The sequence below is a fragment of the Methylobacterium aquaticum genome, assembly GCF_016804325.1.
GTDB classification, from domain to species: domain Bacteria; phylum Pseudomonadota; class Alphaproteobacteria; order Rhizobiales; family Beijerinckiaceae; genus Methylobacterium; species Methylobacterium aquaticum_C.
Genome location: NZ_CP043627.1, coordinates 5,603,009 through 5,617,694, shown reverse-complemented (window position 1 = coordinate 5,617,694; position 14,686 = coordinate 5,603,009). Strand labels below are relative to the sequence as shown.

Genomic DNA, 14,686 nt, shown 5'->3' with positions numbered 1-14,686 from the left:
CGGTGGCGGCGATCGCTCTCCCGCCCTACGCACCCGACGTCGCATCGAACGATGCGACCGTCTCGGGGGTGGCGCAGAACGTGTTTCCGCGCGCCGACGGCTACGGCCCTGTGCTGGCGCCGGTGCCGACCTCCCTGCCGCTGCCCGAGGATTGCCGCGGCGCGGTGGCGGTGGTCTCGCCCGCCTACGGCACCTGGAGCTACTTCGCCGGCACGCGCACCTCACTCCTGCGCTACAACAACTCGACGAAGGGCTGGGACGCGGTCTCGAACCCCGGCCGGTCCTACTCGGTGCCGGACGGCGACTCCTGGCAGTGGGCGCTCTACGGCTTCCGTCTGATCGCCGTGCATCTCGGCGCGCCGCCGCAATCCCTCGACGTCGATCCGCAGTCCGGCCGGGCCGATCAAAGCCGCCGCTTCTCGGATCTCGGTGGCAACCCGCCCCGGGCCAGGGCTGTCGGCATCGTCGGCGAGTTCCTGGTGCTGGCCGGTCTGTCGATCCAGCCGAACGCCATCTGGTGGTCGGACCTGGGCAATCCCGAGTTCTGGACGCGCGGACTGCGCACCGACGGCCACCAGGCCGATTGGCAGGTCATGCCGGATGGCGGCGCGGTGACCGGGTTCGCCGGCGGCGAGTTCGGCGTGGTGTTCCAGGAGCGGTCGATCCGCCGCCTGACCTTCAACCCGGGCTCGCCCCAGGTCTTCGACGTGAGCCTCGTCGAGGACAACCGTGGCGCCGTCGCGCCCTGGGCCATCTGCAAGGTCGGGCCGCGCACCTTCTTTCTCGACCGCGACGGGTTCTACACCTTCACCGGGGCGGCCTCGCAGCCGATCGGCGCCGAGCGGGTCAACCGCACCTTCCTGTCGGCGGTCGACCCGCTGCGCCTGCCCCAGACCATCGCCGTGCGCGACGTCTACGGCCCGCGGGTGATCTTCGCCTACCGCACGAAGGCGGCCGACCCGGGCCGCCGGGCGCTCCTCGACGCAGCCCTGGTCTACGACTGGCAACTCGACCGATGGTCGGCGCTGTCGCTCGCGGTGACCGCCGGCATGGCGACGGCGACGCCGCCCATCTCCCTCGACACGTTGCCCGGCACCCTGGAGAGCCAGAGCCTGTCGTTCGACGATCCGTCCTACCGCGGCGGCATCCCGGCGCTCGGCTTCGTGACCGCCGACAACTGCCTGTCGCTCCTCACCGGGCCGCCTCTTGAGGCGACCATCGAGACCGCCGATGCGATGCTTGCGCGGCCGATGAGGGCGTTTGCGCGCTCCGCGCGCCTCGATACCGACGCCGACGACTGGCGGGCCGCCGTTGGCTCCCGGGAGAGTCTGGCGCGCTCCGTGCCGGTGTCCTGGCGGCCCGAGACCGCGCCGACGGTGGAGCGCCGGGCGCCGTGTCGCTCCTCCGGCCGCTATCACCGGATCCGGGCTCGCATCCCGGCCGGCACGCCCTGGACCTACGCGTCGGGGTTCGAGGTCGACGCGACAGCGGAGGGGATGCGGTGAACGTGCCGAGCCTCGGCGAGACGAACCTGCGCCTCGTCATCCAGGCAGTCCGCGACCTCGCCACGGGCGGGTCGAATGCGATCGGCGCCGGCTCTATCACCCTAACTCCAGGCGCGACCGAGACCGAGGTGATGGACCGCGCCTGCGCGCCCGGCTCGCTGCCGGTGCCGGTTCCGACCTCTGCCGCCGCAGCTGCGGCCCAGCCCTTCGTGCGCGAGGTCCGCACTGGCTCCTTCGTGCTCGGCCACCTTTCCGCTGCCCCCGGCGCTACCCTCCGCTACGAACTCCGGCGCCCCTGATGCACCTTTCCTCGGTGGCAACGGCCGACCTGCCGCAGGTCTGGCCGATCGTCGAGTCGTGGCTGGAGCAGGCCTGCGCCCGGCCGGGCTCGGACATCACCGTGGTCGATCTGCACGCGCTCTGCGACGCCGGCTCAGCCACCCTGGTCCTGATCGGGCCCGGCCCGGTCGCCGCCGGCGTCGTCCAGGTCGCCGAGCACCACGACGGCCGGCGGTTCGCCGCGATCCTCGCCGTCGGGGGCGCTCAGGCCCGCGCCTGGCGCCACACCCTGGCGGAGATCGAGGACGGTGCCCGGCGGCTCGGCTGCGCCACCGTCGAGTGGATCGGCCGCCGCGGCTGGGCCCGCCTCCTGCCCGATTACGCCGCCACGCCGACCCCGGCGGGCATCCTCTACACCAAGACGCTCGGAGCGGCCTGATGGGCGGCAAGACGGTCAACACCAAGACCGAGTCCTCGACCCAGAACCGGGACCCGTGGGCGCCGGCGATCCCGCAGCTCGCGCAGATCCTGACCGACTCGCAGGCCCACTACATGAACGGCGTGGGCGCCCAGGTTTACCAGGGCGACCGCGTGGCCGGACTCGGCGACACGACGCAGGCCGGCCTCGGCTTCCTCAAGGACAACGCCAGCGCCGGCATCGGCGCCGCGCAGAACGCGAACACCTTCGTGACGGGCTTGGCGGGCGCGGGCGGGCAGACCGCCGGCACCAAGGCCGCGGCCGACGCCTATTCCGGCATCTCCGGGATCGATACCGGCCTGACCGCCGGCCTCGCCTCCCGGATGGCGAGCCCGAACGGTGCCGCGCAGCAGGTCGGCAACCGGCTCGCCGGCGGCAACACCGTCACCACCGGGGCCAGCTTCCAGGGCCTCGTCGACGGGATGGCCGGGCCGAGCCAGACCCAGCGCTCGCTCCAGGATGTCGCCAACGGGAAATACCTCGGCGGCGCGAACCCCTACCTCGACGCAGTGGCGCAGCGCTCGAGCAACGCCGCCGCCTCCAAGGTCGCCGCGCAGATGGCGGCGAGCGGCCGCTACGGCTCCGGCATGATGCAGAACGCGGTGTCGGACGCCGTCTCGGCGAACGAGAACGCGCTGCGCTACCAGGACTACGACCAGGAGCGCGCCCGCCAGGCGCAGGCCGCCAGCGCGATCGACAGCGCGGCCAACGCCCGGACCGGGCTCGCATCGAGCCTCCTCGGCAGCCTCGGCGGGGTTCAGGCGCAGAATGCCGGCCTCGCGGTCCAGGGCGCGCATCTCGGCATGGCGGGTGACGCCGCGGGGCTTGCGGGCGCGACGGCGCTCGCCGGGCAGCAGGCCACGAACGCGAACATCGGCGCGACCCGCGCCTCGGGCCTCGCCGGTCTCGCCTCGGGCGACCGGGCGGCCGCGCTCGCCGGCATCTCGGCGATCCCGGGCATCCAGGAAAGCCTCCTCGCCCCCGGCCGGACGCTGGCGCAGACCGGCGCGGTGCAGGACGCCGCCCGGCAGGACCAGCTCAACGCCGACATGGCGAAGTTCGACGAGACGGCCGGCGCGCCGCTCAAGAACCTCGCCGCCTACGCGAACACGATCCTGCCGATCGCGGGCCTGGGCGGCAGCGTAGTCGGCAACAGCGTCTCGCGGACCGAGACGCCGAACCCGGGCGTGTTCCAGAGCATCTTGGGTGCGGCGACGACCGCCGCGGGCTTGATGGGGCGTACCAGCAGCGGAGCGAGCGGCTTCGCGGCGCTGCCGAGCATCGTGGCCTCCATGACCTCCGACGAGCGCGCCAAGGAGGACATCTCGCCCGTCGGCGAGACCTATGACGGCCAGCAGCTCTACGCCTACCGCTACAAGGGCGACCCGAAGATGCAGATCGGCCTCATGGCGCAGGACGTGGCCCAGGTCACGCCCGAGGCGGTCGTCGAGGGGCCGCACGGCCTCCTGATGGTCGATTACGACAAGGCCACCCGCCGCGCCCGGAGGGCCTGACATGGCCCGCGCTCCGTTCGGCTTCGCGCCCTGGCCGGTGATCCCGGCTTCTCCCGACGACGAAGCCACCCCTGTCGGGCTCGCCCCCGGGCAGATGCCGGTGGACCCCCGACGCGATGGCTCGGTGCAGCCGACGGTCGAGGGCAAAAACCTGTCGCGGGCTGTCGGTGTCGTGGCCGGCAACGCCGCCCAGGGCCTCCTTGATGCTGCGACGGCGCCGAAGAGAGCCCTCGACGGGGACCTGCCCATCTTCGACCCGGCAACCGGGCACGTCAGCGACGAGGCGATGGGCGCTGGCGCGGGCATCGCTGGGCTTGCGATGACAGGGTCTCTGCCGTTCAAGGTGCCGTCAGGCGCCATCCGATCCTTCGGCGGAGCCTCTGCCAAGGAAGCCGATCCCCTCGCGGCCCTGGAAAGCGCACTCGGCGGCTTCTCGCCTTCGGCCTCTGCCAAGCCCGCCGTTCGTCAGGTCGATCCCGGCGCCGCCCGCTGGAACCTCTACCACGGCAGCGAGGCCGGACCAGACTTCGCCCGGTTCGACCCGAATGCGCTCAAGGGCGCGGAGCGCAACAGCGAGGCGGGCGCGCTCTTCCTGACCCCGGACGCGCCCACAGCCAACTTCTATGCCGGGGGTGGCGATGGGGCCGGCGCAGCGGCCGGGCCGCGGGTCTATCGCACCACCGTCGAGCCGGGGAAAACGGCCGTCTACGACATTCCTGACCTAATCGAGCGCGACCCGCGGTTCGGCGACGAGGCGCGAGCGGCCGTGCTCGGCGAGCGTCCCGGGCCGCCGACAGCCCGTGACATCGCCTCGGCCGACGCGCTCCGCAACGGCTGGCGCGACGATTTCCTCGCCAGCCGGGAGCAGTCCCGGGCCATCAATCAGCAGCTCGCCGACATGGGCCTGCCCGCAGAGCCGCTACCTGGCGCCACCTTCGGCCACGGCTACCTCGGCGCCGCCATCGCGCGAGCCAGGGCCGAGGGGTTGGACACCGCTGTTATTCGCGGGCTGGCGGAGCATGGCGGCCACGACCAGGTCGTTGCCCTCACCCCCGGTCGGGTGCGCAGCTACTACGCCCCCGACCAGCTTCTCTATGCCGGCGCACCGGCAGCCGCCGGGCTGGCTGGCGCCGCCGCCCTCTCCCCGGGCGACGCCCAGGCCGCACCCTCATCCTCTGGAGCTTCCCCCATGGCAGCCGGCGCGCGCGCCTTCAGCTTCATGCCCGATTTCGATGCGGCTTTCGGGCGACCGCGCAGCGAGGATGCCGGGTCGATGTCGCTCGCCGATCAGCTCTCGCTCGCCCGCGGCATGCAGGCCCTCGCCGGCCGGACGCCCGCGCAGGCGACGCCCGCCCCTGCCGAGGCGCCGCAGTCCGAGCCCGCGCCGGTCGCCCCCTTCAGCTTTGCTGGCCTGGCGCCCCGGGCATCGGCCCCGGCCGCCACGCAATCCGGGTTCGGCCCGGGCTCGGTCGGCGCTGGCCTGCCGCTCCCACCGCAGGAGCCCGCTTCGACCGCGAGCGTTCCGCGTCCGGTCGCGCCCGCCCGCGCTGCTCCGACGCCCTCCCCGTCCGCCGCCATGACGAACGCGCCCCTCCCGCCCCCGCGGCCGCCCGAGTTCGGCAGCAGCGCGGACCCGGGCCAGCCGCTCGACATCCGGCCGCCGGCGCAGGCCGCGGCGCCCTCTGCCGCCGAACCCTCGACCTGGGACAAGGTCTCAGGCTGGATCGGCAACAACTCGGACATGCTGATCGGCATCGGCACAGGGCTGATGTCGACGCCCGGGATCACCCGCGGGTTTGCGACCGGCGTGCAGAACGGCGTCGCGATGCAGAACGCCTCCGCCGCCCAGGGTCTCGCCCGGGCGAAGCAGGCCGTCGAGATGCAGAAGCTCCAGCAGGGGCAGCGCAGCCTCACGGCGAACGCGCAGTTCGCCAAGAACCACTTCGCCAAGCTCGGCACGCCGATCAGCGACGACTTCGCCATGTCGGTCGGATCGACCCCGGAGGTGTTCAACAAGATCCTGACGGGCCAGTTCGTGGCCCCCGAGGGCTACAACCGGGGCGCCGACGGGGCGCTGGTCCCGGTCCAGGGTGGCGACAAGGACCCGGCGACCATCCAGGCCCGCGCGCAGGCGCAGGCCGCAGGCACCGCCGCCGGCAAGCCGGAGAACGACGACGCTGTGAAGCGGGAGCAGCGCCGCCAGGGCGTCCTCGGTGCCGGCCAGGACCCGAACGACCCTCGCTATCGCGACTATATCCTGTCGGGCTCGCTTCCGAAGGAGAACCAGCAGGCGCTCACCGCTGCCGACAAGCAGGCGATCCGCGAAGGCGAGGACAGCATCCTGTCCCACCAGACCGCGCTCAACTCCCTCAACCGGGCGCTGGGTCTGAGCCCGAAGGCCTACGAGGGCTACACCGCCGGGTCGCGCGCCTGGCTCGGATCGTCCCTGCCGGACGGCATGGTCCCGGACGCCATCGCCGATCGCGAGGGCTCGCTGGCGACTCGCGAGTTCGACAACCTGATGTCGACGCAGATGCTCGATAGCCTCAAGGCGATCTTCGGCGGCAACCCGACCGAGGGCGAGCGGGCCGCCCTGAAGGACATCCAGGGTATCTCCGGGATGCCTCGCGAACTGCGCGAGCAGGTCATCAACAACACCATCGCCAAGGTGCAGAGCCGCCTCGGGTTCGAGCAGGCCCGCGTGAACGACCTTCGCGGCGGGACCTATTACAAGCCCGGGCGAGAGACGCCGCAGGGGATGCAGACCGGCGCGCCGGCGCCCGCCCCGCAGGACGCTCCCCCGTCGGGCGGTTCGCCGCCGGCCGGCGCGGGCCGCATCTACCAGCCCAAGACGCCTGAGGACTACGCCGGCATGCCCTCGGGCTCCCGGTTCATCGATCCCCAGGGCAAGATGAGGGTGAAGCCGTGACGCAGAATTGGTGGGAGGCCGCCCCCCTGGCATCGACGGTCCCGCCTGCGAAGGGCTGGTGGGAGGATGCGCCGCTGGCGACCGCGGACCAGCGGGCGGGCAGGATGGCGCCGACCTCGGCGCCGGACCCGATCCGCACCCAGGTGCGAGGTGAGATCGATGCGCAGCGGGCCGCCGGCCTGGAGCGCCGCGCCGGCACAGCCCGGCAATGGCTCCAGGGCGCATCTCTCGGCACCGCAGACGAGGTTCTGGCCGGGCTCATGACGCCCGTGGAGATGGTGAAGCGCGGCACGCTCGACCCGCGTGAGGGTTACGCCTACGCCAAGGCGCGCGAGGATCTGGAACTCGAGGACGGGCGCCGCGACAATGGCGGCCTCGGCACGGCCATGGAGCTTGCCGGCAACGTGGGTGCGGGCGCGGGTCTCGCGAAGGCCGGGGTCACCGCCATCCCGGCGGCGCAGGCGCGACTCGGCAGTCTCGGCGGCGCGGCGGCGGGCGGGGCAATCGATGGCCTCGCCCTCGGCGCCGTGTCGGGCGCAGCCGAGGGCGACGGCGTCGGTCGGCTGGCTGAGGCTGGCAAGGGGGCGGCCGTCGGCGCGGCCCTCGGTGGCGCCTTGCCGCTCGCGGGCGCTGCGCTGGGCACCGTGGCGGGCCCGATCCTCTCGAACATCACGGCCCGCGTCGATCCAGCCGGATACGCCGAGCGCCAGGTCGGCCGTGCGGCGGCGCGCTCCGGCCAGACCCCGGAACAGATCGCCGACCGGATCGGCCAAGCGGCGGCCGATGGTCAGGGCGAATACCGGCTTCTTGATGCCCTCGGCTACGACGGGGCCCGGCTTGGTGCCGTTGTGTCCAAAAACCCGGGCCAAGGGCGCACCGACCTGCGCGAATTCCTGAACGACCGCCAGGGCGGGCAGGCCCGGCGCATCGGCGAGGCTGTCACGGAAGCATTCGAGGCGCCGCAGACCGCGCGCGGCCAGACCGGGGACCTCTATTCCTGGGCCCGCGACGCCTCGGAGCCGTTCTACGAGAAGGCGCTGTCGCAGGCGCCCGTCTGGTCGGATCGGCTGAATGAATTCCTGAAGGACCCGATCACCAAACAGGGCATCCGCCGGGGCATCGAGATCCAGCGCCTGGAGTCTCTCGCGGCCGGCAAGAAGTTCGACCCCTTCGACATCGTGGAGCGCTTCGACGAACTCGGGGAGCCAGTGCTGCTGCAGGTGCCGAACATGCGCACCGTCAACGTCATCAAGAAGGGCATCGACGACATCCTGGAGCAGTACCGCGACAAGGTGACGGGCCGGCTCGTTCTCGACGAGAAGGGGCGCGCGATCGATCAGGTGCGGCGCGCGTTCCTCAACGAGGTCGACAACCTGAACCCCGACTTCGCGAAAGCCCGCGCGATGTATGCCGGCCCGATGGAGATCAAGGACGCGGTCGCGATGGGGCGCCAGGCGGGTGCCGGGCGGGCGCGGGCGGCCGACAATATCGCGCAATTCGAGGGTATGAGCGAGCCCGCCAAGCAAGGGTTTCGCGTCGGCTACGCGGATCCGGTGCTTGGCCGGGTCGAGCGCGCCGCGGAAGGCGTGAACAAGGCGCGCCAGTTCGGCTCCGATGCGGCGCAGGCGGAACTTCAGGCCTTCACCCGCCCCGACAAGGTCGAGGCGCTGACGCGGCAGCTCGGGCGCGAGAACGAGATGTTCGCCAACCGAGCGGAGGCGCTGGGCAACTCGAAGACCGCCGAAAACTTGGCGGACAACGCCGATGTCGGGGTGGATGCCGGCCTTCTGGCGAAGCTCCTGGCCGGCAACTTCGGCGGCGCGATGCGGGACACCCTCGCCCGCGGCGCTGCCAGCCTCAACGGCAACACCGAGGCGGTACGGCAGAACCTTGCCCGCCTGCTGATGGAGGGGCGGCGCAACGAAGCGCTGACGTTGCTGCTGCGGCTCGGGCAGCAGGAAGCCGGCCGGACGCAGAGAGGCGCACAGATCGGCCGCGGCATCATCTCGGCGGCGGTGCCGGCGGTGGCGCGAGCCCAAGCAGACGATCGATCACGGGATCGACGATAGGGTGGAGGAGCTTTCCACCCTCGGCGTAATAGATGTGCGTGAGCACGAGCGATGCGATGAGGATGGCGAGCCTCATCACGCCACCGTCGGCGAAGAGGGATTCAGGGGTGGGGCCGTCTTCCATCCCTCACTTTTCCAGGCAAGGGAATGCATTTTTCAGCGCTCTGAGCATTGTGTATCCAGCAAAGGCATTACGTAGATCCGGCTGTCTTTCGACCTCTCGACGCAAGATTGAAACGTATTGTTCTTTTGTGATGGCTAAATTTAGCGGCGGGCAATATGGATACTGCCGCTTGTCTTTTACAACAGAGACTGTCCATTCAATCCCCTCGACTAGCCCAACGAAGTAGGCTGCCACAGCAGGATCATCTGGGTTGTCGAGGACGAACCCGGTCTTCTGGTCGGCCATGGCCTGCGAGGGCGCGATTGGCAGCAGGAGGGCCATGGCGATCCAAGGCCAGAGGTGGTCGGCGGAGCGCATCACTCACCGTATCCGCAAGGCGGCCCGCTGTCCAAACTGGACGCCCAGTGATAGGGTCGGCCTAACGAAGCCGCCCCACTCATAGATCCGGACATGACCGAGCCTACGCCGAGCACCCCCGACCTGCTGATGGCGATGCTGTCGGCGCTGCCGTCCGACCTGCTTTCGCGGGCGCGGCAGGCTGCGTGGGATCGCGAGTATGCCGAAGAGCGCCGCCGAGAAGCGCGAGAGATCGCAGATGCGGAACTCGGCGCTCGGCTGGATGTCATGATGCGTCAATCTTCGGAATATAGTGCCCGGAAAGATTAATCAGAATTTTTGCTCGTCTTTCAAGCTCTCCGGCGGCAACTTTGAGAGCGTCTTTCTTTGATTTGGCGCCATTGAATGGAATAATCATTTCGACGCCAGCCATATTAAAAGCGATCTCGCCATCCATCACGGCTGTACCGTCATCGTCGAAGCGAGCCGTCGTATTGATGAAGCGCGCGTTGTCGTCGGTGATCTTGATGGGTGGCATCGCTAGTCCTCAGCACTTGGGTTTGGCGCGACGCTAGGCGCGAAGTCGACCAGATCCACGTGTACCCATCACCACATCAAGACCGCGCTTGATGATGTAGCGGAGCGCATCGACCCGGCTTGGCTTAGGCTCCGGTAGCCTTGATATATAATCGTCTAGATTTGTTAGATATTCTCCAGGAATAATCTTGGCGATATCCTCTTGACCATGGAGAGATATAAGGTGAGATTTTATAAAGTATAAATCGTTTTTTATACCAGCAAGCATGTCCTCTTGAAACTCATCTGCTTCTTTAGGGCCCACATCCCGCAGGGCGGCGTCCAAGAGCGCAACCACTTCCGCGTTGACCGACCGCTTGTTCGCTGCCGCTGCCGCGGCCAGCCGATCGCGCATCCCGTCCGGCAGCCGGACGATGATCTTGTCGAGGGTTCGGCTGTAGGCCTTGTCGCTCATGCCACAGACCTACCGGAAAAGGTCGGCACGCGAAATTATGGCCATATGGCCAACATCATCGTTGCCCTGCCAAGTGACATATGGCTAGATGGCCATATCGCAGCACTAGGAGGTGCCAATGCACAACCCTTATGCCCGACGCAAGCAGACGTCGGGGCAGTCGCAGCGCGTCGTGATCCTTGTTCCGACCGAGGAGCTTAAGGCGATTGATGCCTGGGGCGTTCCCGCCGGAATGGACTCGCGCACCGCAGCCTTTCGCGCACTCCTCAAGAAGGGATTGGAAGCAGCAGCGAGAGAGCGGGAGTCTTCTCATGTCGCAGCCTGACCGAGCGCATTCAGATCGACCGAAGGTCGAGTATCACGGCGAAGCGCGACTCGGCATCGATGTATCTGTGGAGTGCGCGGTACTGGCTGGCGGCCGACGGGGCTACGTGATGCGCAGCCTGCGACAGGCCATTGGGATGCGGACCAACACGCCTGTTCCTGCTTTCGAGCGGTTTTGCGCCGAAATCGCTCCTAAATCACTGAGTATAATGACAAATACCAGTTCCTGCTTTGAGGTTCAGATGCCTCACGGCGCGACTGGCATCTGGGTAGAGGCTGGCATCCTGAAGGATCTGGCCGGCGGCGTGATCCGCGCCGCCCTGGCGAACAAGCTGCGCGCGAACCGGCGGCATCTCGTGGAGCCCTGCCTTGCGATCATGGAGGCTCTTGCCGTCACGGGCGAGATCGCCCTCATCGACGAGGCGACCGGGTACCAGCACCACCGCGAGCCTGCTGCCCTCCAAGATCTCTTCGCTCGGCTCATCAGCAAGACCGCAGCGGACTGGAAGCAGCGCTTCCACCCCGATTACTACCGGGCGCTATGTCGTTTGTTCGGGTTCCCGTATGGCGACAAGCATCGTCCCCTGCCTGGCATCATTGGACAAATCACGGAGCGCTACGTCTACCTAGCGGTCTTTCCGAAGGAGATCGTCGACGAAATCAAGGCGCGGCGCTCGTCCGGGAAACTGCATCAGTGGCTCACCGACGGCGAAGGCCTCAATCTGCTGATCGAACAAATTAAGAAGGTGACGACGATCGCGGACTCTTCGGTCGACTACCGCGACTTTGATGCGCGGTGCTCTCAGGCATGCCATCGGCCGGGGCAGCAACTGTCAATCATCTACCCCAAACAAGGCGCACGCTGATGATGAAGACTCTTGATGCTGGCGAGATAGGCGAAGTCGCCGGCGCAATAGCACTGGCGATCGTGGAAACGGTCGGCAGCGAGCGCGCTGAAGAGGTGATTGACCGCTGGAACGAGCTTCGTTCTCTCGCGGCCCTTGGCCTCACCGTCAATGCCGCCGCCCGCGAAGCCTTGCGCGCGGCGATCAATGAATCGGCTCGCTCATGACGACCGACGAAGCCCGCGCGCTGTCCGCCGAAGAGAAGCTTGCTCTGGTCGAAGAGGCCGAAGCGCTGTGGGGCACCGCTGCCGCCCAGAGCCTCGCCGACGAGATCGGCGCTGTCTGGCCCACCCAATCCGAAACGCGCCACTAGAACGAAGCGGCCTCGGCAGGTGCTGCAAACACCCCCGAGGCCATCACCCGAGCCCAAGGATGCGACCATGGAACAGGCTGTCACGGCATATAGCACGTCCGCTCTCTCTGCGGCAGACCTCAACACCACAATCAACTGCGAGCCGCGGATCATGGATATCCGGCTGGCGGAGGTGTTGGGCTTCGTGGATCGGCATAAAATCCGCACGCTGATCCGCCGCCACGTCGAGGTTCTCGCCACGTTCGGGGAGGTTTCCGCCGAGCGGCGGAAACCCTCCGCGGCAGGCGGGCGCCCTGGGCAAACCTACTGGCTCTCGAAGAAGCAAGCCCTCTTCATCACCGCAAAATCCGACACCGAGCGCGCCGCCTTGGTAACGGTGCAGATGGTCGAGGTGTTCGACGCGGTAACCTCGGGCGCTACCCCGCCCGTCACCGTGAAGGCCCACCGCCGCGCCCGGCCGAAGCCCGCGCTCCCCGCACCGACCGCGCGCCCCAAGCCCTTCGAGCCCGGCTCCGACCTCCTCCGCGATCTCGCCTGTGCGGTGATGACGGCGCGGGTCCGCATCCAGGACGGCGAGGCAGTCGATCCGCTCCGGGCCCTGGAGGACGTGCTGAAGGACCGGATCGCGAAGAACGAGGGCCGGACGACGAGCGGTAAGCAACTCGGCGACTGGGACAGCGGGCGGATCACCGGCTTCTGCAACATCGCCGGGCCGGCCTGCCACTGACGCGCCCTTGACCCGACGGGCAAAAACCCCGAAATCTCCATCGTCCCCAGGCGTGCGCGCCGGGACCTGCAAGGCCGTCCCTCGGGGCGGCCTTCGTTGTTTCAGGATCCGACATGGCCGAGATCTCCGACCGCGAAGCGCTGATCGCCAGCGCTGAGCGCATGGGGCTGCCCCCCGTCCACTGGGGCGGCCTGATGAGCTACGAGAGCGGCCTGAACCCGAACCGCTGGGGCGGAGCCGGGGGCCGCCATGTCGGCCTGATCCAGTTTGGTCCTGCCGAGCAGAAGGCGTTCGGCGTCACGGGCAACGAGACCTTCCAGGAGCAGCTTCCGAAGGCCGAGGCATTCATGCTCTCGCGCGGCTACCAACCGGGCATGGGCCTCATGCAGGCCTACTCGACCGTGAACGCTGGCTCGCCTGGACGCCTCAACGCCTCGGATGCCAAGAACGGCGGCATGCCGGGCACGGTCGCCGACAAGGTCAACAACCAGTTCGGCCCCCACTTCAAGCGCGCGGCAGCCTTCCTCGGCGGCGACTTCACGCCCACCATGCCCGCCGGCACCAACGACGCGGCGCCATCGGCCCCGTTCGGCTTCCACCCGCCCCCGGCCGGCGGCGACACCGCGGCTCCCCAGACACCTGCGGCCGCCCCCGACGACACCGCCGACATCGCGGCGATCCTGCGCACGCTGATGCCGCGCCAGCAGGAGCAACCCGCGGCCGCCCCGCAGGAGGCTCCCGCCGCGGCGCCCATGCCGATGCCCGAACCCATGGCAGCGCCGCAGTTCGACGCGGCCAAAGCCTTCGCGCTCCTGCCCGCCACGGCCCGCCGCCGGGCCTGACCCGCCCCACATCTCGCCCGCCCGACCTGGAGCCCTCCGGCTCTCGGAACGGCGGCGCTCGCCTCGAGCCCGCCCATGAACGTCTACAGCTGGTCCACGGACCCCGACAGCAACGACCTGATCGACCCGCCCATCCGTTGGCCGGAGGGGCAAGATCCTAAATCCGTGAACGACTCGGCACGCGCCATGATGGCGGCCATCGCGTGCCTGCTGCGCGACACGAACGGGTCGCTGTCGGCCTCCGGCACCAACACCTATGCGCTTGCCCTCAACCAGACCATCGGCGACCTGAGCCGACCGTTCGAGGTCGCGTTCTTCGTGGACGCCGAGAATACGACGGGATCGCCCACCCTCGCGGTGAACGGGACACAGCCCCGTCTCATCCTTCGGCGGTTCGGGGTCGGGCTCGGTCCGGGCGACCTGACCCCCGATACCCTCTATCGCGCAATCTACGTGCCGCGGATCGGCGCCTACGTCCTGATCTCGCCGGAGATCGCCAGCCCGGGCACGATCCGCCCGCAGGCCGGGCCGGCCGTCGAGCCGGGCTGGCTGCCCTGCGATGGCCGCACGCTGTCCCGAACGACCTATGACGCACTGTTTTTCCGGATTGGTGGGTTCTACGGCGCGGATGATGCTGCGGGCACCTTCAAAATCCCCGATTTGCGCGGACGGACGCTGTTCGGGGTCGACGGCGGGGCAAACGGCAGCGCCAACCGCCTGACCGGAGCCGGCGGCCTCGGCGGCGGCCTCGGCAACAGCGGCGGCTCCGAAACGGTAACGCTCGCTCCAGGCCAGATGCCGAGCCACAGCCACACCGGCACCGCGCAGGCGGGTGGTGGGACGGGGGCCAGCACAACCGGACCGGCCGGCGACCACGATCACGGTGGGCAGGTCGGGGCCGCAGGTGCGCACGGGCACGGCGTCACCATCGACTCGGGCGGCGCGCATGGTCACAGCGGCACGGCCAACACCGCCGGCGGCGAAGCCCGAAAGTTTTCGTTTGCCGCCGGCGGCCTCACCCCGGGCGGAGCGGCGCAGTACGTGGCCGACATCAACGCCGAGAACGTCTTCGAGAACAAACGCCAGACCTCCGGCGACCCTGGCCATCAGCATAGCGTATCGATCCCGTCGGGCGGCGAGCACGCACATACCGGCTCCGTCACCCAAGCCAACGATCACCAGCACGGCATTTCTGGGTCGGGCACACACACCCACCCGGTTCCGGCCGTTCCCGCCCATACCCACATCCTGTCGATCGACAGTGCTGGCAACGACCAGGCGCATTCGAACGTGCCGCCCGGCCTCGTCGTGCAGTTCGTCATCAAGACCTGACCCCACACTGGAGAACCC

Annotated in this window: 16 protein-coding genes; 13 read left to right on the top strand and 3 right to left on the bottom strand. The window is 69.1% G+C overall.

Annotated elements, in window-relative coordinates:
* The first annotated feature begins 2 nt into the window (after window positions 1-2).
* Genes F1D61_RS25680 through F1D61_RS25655 form a run of 6 tightly spaced genes read left to right on the top strand, consistent with a single transcriptional unit; the run spans window position 3 to window position 8,774 of the window.
* Window positions 3-1,505: a hypothetical protein gene (locus F1D61_RS25680; protein ID WP_203154978.1), complete on the top strand. Its 1,503-nt coding sequence runs from the start codon at window positions 3-5 to the stop codon at window positions 1,503-1,505.
* Window positions 1,502-1,804, top strand: coding sequence for a hypothetical protein (locus F1D61_RS25675; protein WP_203154977.1), 303 nt, complete (start codon window positions 1,502-1,504; stop codon window positions 1,802-1,804). Before F1D61_RS25680 ends, F1D61_RS25675 begins: the two co-directional genes overlap by 4 nt.
* Window positions 1,804-2,223, top strand: a complete 420-nt coding sequence (locus F1D61_RS25670; RefSeq protein WP_203154976.1) for a hypothetical protein — start codon at window positions 1,804-1,806, stop codon at window positions 2,221-2,223. The genes F1D61_RS25675 and F1D61_RS25670 overlap by 1 nt, the downstream gene beginning before the upstream one ends.
* Complete coding sequence (locus F1D61_RS25665) at window positions 2,223-3,776, top strand: tail fiber domain-containing protein (RefSeq protein WP_203154975.1); 1,554 nt, start codon at window positions 2,223-2,225, stop codon at window positions 3,774-3,776. The genes F1D61_RS25670 and F1D61_RS25665 overlap by 1 nt, the downstream gene beginning before the upstream one ends.
* A 1-nt stretch (window position 3,777) precedes the next feature.
* Window positions 3,778-6,705 carry a hypothetical protein gene (locus F1D61_RS25660; RefSeq protein WP_203154974.1) on the top strand — a complete coding sequence of 976 codons (2,928 nt, stop codon included), beginning with the start codon at window positions 3,778-3,780 and terminating at the stop codon, window positions 6,703-6,705.
* Window positions 6,702-8,774 (top strand): hypothetical protein, encoded by a 2,073-nt coding sequence (locus F1D61_RS25655; protein WP_203154973.1) that lies wholly within the window; start codon window positions 6,702-6,704, stop codon window positions 8,772-8,774. The genes F1D61_RS25660 and F1D61_RS25655 overlap by 4 nt, the downstream gene beginning before the upstream one ends.
* A gap of 127 nt (window positions 8,775-8,901) precedes the next feature.
* Here F1D61_RS25655 and F1D61_RS25650 read toward each other — a convergent pair whose 3' ends face one another.
* The 3 genes from F1D61_RS25650 to F1D61_RS25640 form a co-directional block, all read right to left on the bottom strand.
* On the bottom strand, window positions 8,902-9,255 hold the full coding sequence (locus F1D61_RS25650; protein WP_203154972.1) for a Rap1a/Tai family immunity protein: 354 nt from the start codon (window positions 9,253-9,255) through the stop codon (window positions 8,902-8,904).
* 265 nt (window positions 9,256-9,520) lie between these two features.
* Entirely contained in the window at window positions 9,521-9,772 is a 252-nt protein-coding gene (locus F1D61_RS25645; RefSeq protein WP_203154971.1) for a hypothetical protein, read from the bottom strand.
* Between the two features lie 33 nt (window positions 9,773-9,805).
* Window positions 9,806-10,225: an Arc family DNA-binding protein gene (locus tag F1D61_RS25640; protein ID WP_203154970.1), complete on the bottom strand. Its 420-nt coding sequence runs from the start codon at window positions 10,223-10,225 to the stop codon at window positions 9,806-9,808.
* A 118-nt stretch (window positions 10,226-10,343) separates the two neighbouring features.
* Here F1D61_RS25640 and F1D61_RS25635 point away from each other — a divergent pair, with 118 nt between their 5' ends.
* The 7 genes from F1D61_RS25635 to F1D61_RS25605 all read left to right on the top strand — a co-directional run bounded on the left by F1D61_RS25635 (window position 10,344) and on the right by F1D61_RS25605 (window position 14,668).
* Window positions 10,344-10,550 (top strand): hypothetical protein, encoded by a 207-nt coding sequence (locus F1D61_RS25635; RefSeq protein ID WP_203154969.1) that lies wholly within the window; start codon window positions 10,344-10,346, stop codon window positions 10,548-10,550.
* Window positions 10,537-11,415, top strand: a complete 879-nt coding sequence (locus F1D61_RS25630) for a P63C domain-containing protein (protein WP_203154968.1) — start codon at window positions 10,537-10,539, stop codon at window positions 11,413-11,415. The genes F1D61_RS25635 and F1D61_RS25630 overlap by 14 nt, the downstream gene beginning before the upstream one ends.
* A complete protein-coding gene (locus F1D61_RS25625; RefSeq protein ID WP_203154967.1) occupies window positions 11,415-11,621 on the top strand; it encodes a hypothetical protein in 207 nt (68 codons plus the stop codon). Before F1D61_RS25630 ends, F1D61_RS25625 begins: the two co-directional genes overlap by 1 nt.
* Window positions 11,618-11,767, top strand: coding sequence for a hypothetical protein (locus F1D61_RS25620; RefSeq protein ID WP_203154966.1), 150 nt, complete (start codon window positions 11,618-11,620; stop codon window positions 11,765-11,767). The genes F1D61_RS25625 and F1D61_RS25620 overlap by 4 nt, the downstream gene beginning before the upstream one ends.
* A 67-nt stretch (window positions 11,768-11,834) precedes the next feature.
* On the top strand, window positions 11,835-12,494 hold the full coding sequence (locus F1D61_RS25615) for a hypothetical protein (protein ID WP_203154965.1): 660 nt from the start codon (window positions 11,835-11,837) through the stop codon (window positions 12,492-12,494).
* Window positions 12,495-12,607: 113 nt separating this feature from the next.
* Complete coding sequence (locus F1D61_RS25610) at window positions 12,608-13,336, top strand: hypothetical protein (RefSeq protein ID WP_203154964.1); 729 nt, start codon at window positions 12,608-12,610, stop codon at window positions 13,334-13,336.
* Window positions 13,337-13,411: 75 nt separating this feature from the next.
* The gene (locus tag F1D61_RS25605) at window positions 13,412-14,668 is read left to right on the top strand and encodes a phage tail protein (RefSeq protein WP_203154963.1); all 1,257 of its coding nucleotides are present in this window, start codon (window positions 13,412-13,414) and stop codon (window positions 14,666-14,668) included.
* Window positions 14,669-14,686: the final 18 nt, after the last annotated feature.

What these genes read in the sequence shown, in the direction of transcription:
- F1D61_RS25670 (WP_203154976.1), top strand. Translation starts at nt 1,804, where the DNA reads ATGCACCTTTCCTCGGTGGCAACGGCCGACCTGCCGCAGGTCTGGCCG.
- F1D61_RS25665 (WP_203154975.1), top strand. Translation starts at nt 2,223, where the DNA reads ATGGGCGGCAAGACGGTCAACACCAAGACCGAGTCCTCGACCCAGAAC.
- F1D61_RS25660 (WP_203154974.1), top strand. Translation starts at nt 3,778, where the DNA reads ATGGCCCGCGCTCCGTTCGGCTTCGCGCCCTGGCCGGTGATCCCGGCT.
- F1D61_RS25650 (WP_203154972.1), bottom strand. Translation starts at nt 9,255, where the DNA reads ATGCGCTCCGCCGACCACCTCTGGCCTTGGATCGCCATGGCCCTCCTG.
- F1D61_RS25645 (WP_203154971.1), bottom strand. Translation starts at nt 9,772, where the DNA reads ATGCCACCCATCAAGATCACCGACGACAACGCGCGCTTCATCAATACG.
- F1D61_RS25640 (WP_203154970.1), bottom strand. Translation starts at nt 10,225, where the DNA reads ATGAGCGACAAGGCCTACAGCCGAACCCTCGACAAGATCATCGTCCGG.
- F1D61_RS25635 (WP_203154969.1), top strand. Translation starts at nt 10,344, where the DNA reads ATGCACAACCCTTATGCCCGACGCAAGCAGACGTCGGGGCAGTCGCAG.
- F1D61_RS25630 (WP_203154968.1), top strand. Translation starts at nt 10,537, where the DNA reads ATGTCGCAGCCTGACCGAGCGCATTCAGATCGACCGAAGGTCGAGTAT.
- F1D61_RS25625 (WP_203154967.1), top strand. Translation starts at nt 11,415, where the DNA reads ATGATGAAGACTCTTGATGCTGGCGAGATAGGCGAAGTCGCCGGCGCA.
- F1D61_RS25620 (WP_203154966.1), top strand. Translation starts at nt 11,618, where the DNA reads ATGACGACCGACGAAGCCCGCGCGCTGTCCGCCGAAGAGAAGCTTGCT.
- F1D61_RS25615 (WP_203154965.1), top strand. Translation starts at nt 11,835, where the DNA reads ATGGAACAGGCTGTCACGGCATATAGCACGTCCGCTCTCTCTGCGGCA.
- F1D61_RS25610 (WP_203154964.1), top strand. Translation starts at nt 12,608, where the DNA reads ATGGCCGAGATCTCCGACCGCGAAGCGCTGATCGCCAGCGCTGAGCGC.
- F1D61_RS25605 (WP_203154963.1), top strand. Translation starts at nt 13,412, where the DNA reads ATGAACGTCTACAGCTGGTCCACGGACCCCGACAGCAACGACCTGATC.